Origin of the sequence: Oligoflexus sp., assembly GCF_035638955.1 — a bacterium.
GTDB lineage: Bacteria > Bdellovibrionota_B > Oligoflexia > Oligoflexales > Oligoflexaceae > Oligoflexus.
In genome coordinates, this window is sequence record NZ_DASQYZ010000491.1 from 1 (window position 1) to 2,210 (window position 2,210).

The 2,210-nt window shown below is 50.6% G+C and carries 2 protein-coding genes; one reads left to right on the top strand and one right to left on the bottom strand.

All coding sequences use genetic code 11. The features are described from left to right. Positions 1-1,568 (bottom strand): PAS domain S-box protein (locus VE954_RS40145; RefSeq protein ID WP_324963820.1); only part of this gene is annotated, 1,568 nt, incomplete at its 3' end. A 273-nt stretch (positions 1,569-1,841) separates the two neighbouring features. On the opposite strand from VE954_RS40145, the gene VE954_RS40150 reads away from it, so the two are divergent. Further along, positions 1,842-2,165, top strand: a complete 324-nt coding sequence (locus VE954_RS40150) for a hypothetical protein (RefSeq protein WP_324963822.1) — start codon at positions 1,842-1,844, stop codon at positions 2,163-2,165. Positions 2,166-2,210 lie beyond the last annotated feature (45 nt).

Genomic DNA, 2,210 nt, shown 5'->3' on the forward strand with positions numbered 1-2,210 from the left:
CGGAGACGAGCTTCGCTCGCTTTCAGGGCTTCGTCCTGCTCCCGCTGGGCTGTGATATCCGTATTGGTTCCGAACCAGCGTAATATGCGGCCAGATTCATCTTTTAACGGATTTACCTGCGTCAGAAACCACCGAAACCTGCCGTCGGCACCTCGAAGCGGGAACTCCATTTCAAACGACTCGCCACTCTCTATGGATTGCTTCCACCGCTTTGTGACCGCAGGAAGGAACTCACGGTCATGAACCGACTGCCAGCCCCAGCCCTGCATTTCGCCGAGCGTGGTGCCAGTATATTCAAACCATCGGCGATTGTACCAAAAGATGAATCCGTCCGGATTGGCCATCCAGGCCAGCTGCGGAATCGTATCAGCAAGAACTCGAAGCTCCATTTCCTTTTCGACCAAGCCCTTCTGAATCTGCTTGGCGTGTGTAATGTCGCGACCAATCTTCGATGCGCCGACGATCCTGCCCGAAATATCCTTGATAGGTGAAACGGTGAGTGAGACATCGATGATGGCGCCATTTTTCCGACGGCGCCTCGTCTCGAAATGCTCGACGGATTCCCCACGGCTGATCCGGCTCAGGATGTTCTTAAAATCGTCCGCTACATCTTCAGGGATCAGCATTGAGATGTGCTTCCCTATGACTTCGTGCGCAGCATACCCCAATACTTTCTCGGCACCTGTGTTCCAGCTCGTTATGATTCCATTCAGGTCTTTTGAAGCAATAATATCATCTGAGAACTTCACAACCGCTGCCAGCTGAGCCTGCAGCTCGTGGGCGTGCAGTTGAGCGGTAATGTCGCGTCCAACCTTGGAAGCTCCGACAATGAGACCGTACGCGTCGAATATGGGCGAAACAGTCAGAGAGACATCGATTATGCGTCCGTCCTTGGTCCGCCGTTTTGTAACATAGTGATCGACCCGCTTCCCCTGCCGAATTTGATTTAAAATTCTGGTCACATCTTCCAGATGGTCGTCCGGGACCAGGATAGAGATATGCCTACCAATTACCTCTTCCGCTTTATACCCAAGAGCCCGCTCGGCGCCTGCATTCCAGCTTGTGATGATGCCGTCCAGATTCTTCGATGCAATGATATCATCTGACGATGCAACAATTGCAGCGAGGTGTTGATTTGTCAAAGAGGCTGCACGCTTCTCGGAAATATCTCTAAATACAAGCACGATGCCCTGCAACTGATCATCGGCGCCAATTATTGGAGCAACATTGTCTTCAATTTGGATTTCATGTCCCGTGCGGGTAATCAGTATCAAATGGGCCGGAAGGCCTTCCTTTTTGCTCTGGCGCAAGATGCCTTCGACCGGGTTTTCAATAGGTCGCCTATCCCGCTCATCGATGACAACGAACACATCATGAAGTGGCCGGCCGATGGCTTCCCTATGGCTCCAACCACAAAGGCTTTCGGCGGTCGGATTGAGAAAGGTGATATGACCATTCTTGTCCGTAAGAATGACTCCCTCCCCAATACACGAAAGGGCCGTTTGCCAGTAATTGTTGCGGCTTTCCTCAGTATTGCCAGTATTTTCCTGCAAAGAATTTGATGACACGTGGTTTCCTATGAATGGAAAGGCCTAAGCGCGCTTCGCTGGCGATGTCCTGCTACGGAAAATCCGTTCGATAAAGGGCAAATCTGGAAGCAAAAAATGTGCCATAATTGCGGCGGCCGCGACTGAAATCACTGATGCTCGTGAGGTCCGAAGACAAAGTTTTAGCTGAAACTGGCCTCTGTTGTTGTTATATGACTCTGTGCAATCAGCCTCCTGAAAGGACTTGAGTGAGTTTTCACTAGAAATGAACTATTTCAAACGAGCTGCAGATTCATGCCTGAACTCAAAATCGCGCTGCTTCACGAGCGCGTAAACGTAAATCAGCTGGAGATGATTAAAAAAGAAATGGCTGTCCTTGGACGACCAGTTATCAGAGCAGTTTGGACTGATACATATGGCATGTGGCTGGCACTGGAGGGCACCCATCGGCTCAGAGCTGCTTATGAGATGAGCTTACTGCCGCTCGTCTACGAAGTTGCCTATCAGCCGGACGTAACGCTTAGTAGTCTGGGTTTGGATTGCGAGAGCGATACCACTACGCTTGAGGACGTACTAAACAGTTGTTACCGCGCCACGGTCCTGCATTTCAAACTTTGATCATCGGCAGCCCAGTAGCCATTTAAGGCCATATTTTTCCTGACA